At 57.6% G+C, this 2,692-nt stretch carries 1 protein-coding gene and 1 pseudogene; both read right to left on the bottom strand.

All coding sequences use genetic code 11. The annotated features are described in order from the left end of the window. Positions 1 to 78: 78 nt before the first annotated feature. Positions 79 to 675 (bottom strand): annotated as a pseudogene (locus AWB68_RS43830) (ATP-binding protein); the annotation flags it as partial. An 8-nt stretch (positions 676 to 683) separates the two neighbouring features. Further along, entirely contained in the window at positions 684 to 2,207 is a 1,524-nt protein-coding gene (istA, locus tag AWB68_RS43825; protein WP_087650311.1) for an IS21 family transposase, read from the bottom strand. Positions 2,208 to 2,692: the final 485 nt, after the last annotated feature.

Below are 2,692 nucleotides of genomic sequence, written 5' to 3'. Positions count from 1 at the left end.
AGATACACCGACGCCCAATCGGCCTGCCTCGTCGAAGAACAAGAGGCGTTGATAAAAAATCTTTCAATTCCACATAAAAGTCAAGATCGTTGCCGTGCGCTCATAACGCTCGGCGATCAGGTCGTGGAAGTCTTCATCGTCCGGCGAACGCAGTGGCTTAAGTCCGAAATCGTCAATGATCAGAAGTGGAAGCTTGGCGAGATACTGGAAACGGCGGTCGTAGGTGCCCACGGCCGCAGCGCTGCGTAGACTTGCTAGCAATTGGCTTTGCGTAGAGAACAAGACATCGTGTCCTTGCCGCGCAGCTGCATGTCCCAGCGCTTGTGCGAGATGGCTCTTGCCAGTCCCACAGGGGCCGGCGATCAGAACGGCTACTTTCTCGTCGATGAATCGGCCTGTGGCGAGATCGTGGATGGCGGCTCGATTCAAACCGGGTAGCCGATCGAAGTCAAATCCTTCGAGTGTCTTCTGGCTACGGAAGTTGGCGCGTCGCATGCGCAAGCTGAGTTTCTTGTTATCGCGCCGGGCTACTTCATCATGAATGAGCAGCGAAAGGAATTCGGTGAAGGCGAGCTTGCGATCAATGGCCTCGCGGTTTCGCGCTTCCAGCGAATCGAGGATGCCAGACAAGCGCAGTTGTTTAAGCAGTGGAGTCAGTTCAGGAATGGGATGCATGGCCGGCCTTATTGGAGAATGGTTTGTGTATTGCGGCAGAAACGGCCCCCTTCGGTGTAGGTGCTCGCCAGCGCATCAAAGGCGTTTAACAGCGTCAGTTGATCCAATCCCTTTTGCAGAATGGTTTTAACTGCCGTGTAATGCGGCGTGCCGTAGTGGTTGGCGCGCGAGCAAGCAGCTTCGAGTCGAATCGCGCCGTATTTCTGTTTGAGCCGCAACACGCCTTGCACCGAACGCATCTTGATTAAGACTTTGTCGCCGAAGAGCGCATGAACCAGGGCGTAGCAGGCAGGCCCGATCTGCTCAGCAGTTGCCAGACACCATTGAGTGTCCTGCAGTTGCCACGCTTGAGCAGCGGATGGCAGATGATCATCTACGGTGCGGCGGCCGCCCGGACGGGTAAGACGCACGTGGGCGGCAACTGATTCCTGCCCGCGATAGAGTGTCACCATAGTGTCGGTCGCCTTGAGCCACAACTCCTGGCCGACCAGTCGATACGGGACCGAGTAAAAACTCTGCTCGAACTGGACGTGAGCGTCGCGATGCACCTTCCCCTTAGCCCACACCGCAAGCTCTGGTGGGACGTCTGGCAGGCTGCTTAGCAGGCTTCGTTCGACTTCCGCGAAGCGTTTGAGCGGCATCTCGCGGGTGGTCCCGTGAATGCGGTTGCCGGCCTCGTTCATGACCCAAGCGTGTATCTGGCGGTTGGCGTCAGCTAGACCGCGGAACTCCCGCAGTGGCAAGAAGCCTCGCTTTACAAATTTGACGCCCGATTCCACGATTCCCTTTTTTTGCGGATCCCTTGGCGGGCATGCATCGATCTTGAAACCGTATCCTTCTGCGCACTCGCCATACGCGCGTTGCACTTCGGGCTCGTAATAACACGCTCGGGTGATCGCACATTTGCAGTTGTCGATGATGATCCGGGTCGGCACGCCCCCAAATGCCTCAAAGGCGCGGCGGTGACATCCCAGCCAGGTCGCTACCGTTTGGTCTCGGACAAACTCAACATATTGGTGGCGCGACCACGCCAGGGTCATGACGAAGAACCAAGTCTTATGGATCTCGCCGGTGAGCGCGTCGGTCATCATCGGGCCGGCGCCGAAATCAACTTGCGCGGCTTCGGCGGGCTTGAACTCCAGGCGCAGCGGCACGTCGGGCGTGTGCGACGCGTCTATATGCAGAAGGAAACGATAGACCGACGAATAGCTGCCGCTGTATCCGTGATTGCGAACGAGCGTGGCGTGGATCGTCGTGCATTGAACGCCGGTTGCTCGCCACTTGGTGATCTGCTCGCGCCACGGTTCCAAGGTTGAGACGCAACTCGATGGTAGTGGCGCCTCTTTGCGATGCAGGAAAGCGGCCATTACGTGTTCGTCGGGTAGAGCCGCTTCACGCGCCAACCATCCGTTCTTGGCGGCAATCTCCCGCACCTGCGCAATCTTCTTGCGCCCCATGGTCTTCGATCGTGCGATATCCCGGTCAGAGTCGCCTCGGCGCATGCGCACCAGGATCTGTCGGTATTGGTACATCTCGAACCTCCGATTGGCCACGGCCTCTCCCGGCAAAAGGCCGGCAGTCTAGCCGATCAATGAAAGTTCGAACCCTCGTTGCTCGTCATCCGGGTGGCGCCATTACGCCGAAAAACGACTGGCGCCTTTACGCCGAAAACGTCGTGGCTCCATTACGCCGGAAATCCGGTGGCGCCATTACGCCGAAAACGAAATGGCGCCTATATGCCGGAAATTCACAGCAACAGACGGCGAGAGTGCTTCGTGTCGATTGCGTTAGGGTCGACTACGACTGCGAATGGCTCCAAACTCAGACTGTGTCGCCTTCAGCAAGTCATCGGAAGCCCGCAGTTAGAGGACCTTTCGCGTCGTAGGCCCGACCAACCGATGGTCTTTGTCAACGCAATGGTGCCCGGGCATCGCTCTTGTTTTGAGCTTGCCCCCGAAAAACGAATCCCTTGCTGAGCAGGTAAACTCAAGCAAGGAGAAGAACGATGACGAGCAAG

The organism is Caballeronia choica, from assembly GCF_001544535.1.
Classification (GTDB): domain Bacteria; phylum Pseudomonadota; class Gammaproteobacteria; order Burkholderiales; family Burkholderiaceae; genus Caballeronia; species Caballeronia choica.
Note: the sequence above shows the minus strand (reverse complement) of the source record. Positions and strands in the feature narration are given on the sequence as shown.

What these genes read in the sequence shown, in the direction of transcription:
- istA (WP_087650311.1), bottom strand. Translation starts at nt 2,207, where the DNA reads ATGTACCAATACCGACAGATCCTGGTGCGCATGCGCCGAGGCGACTCT.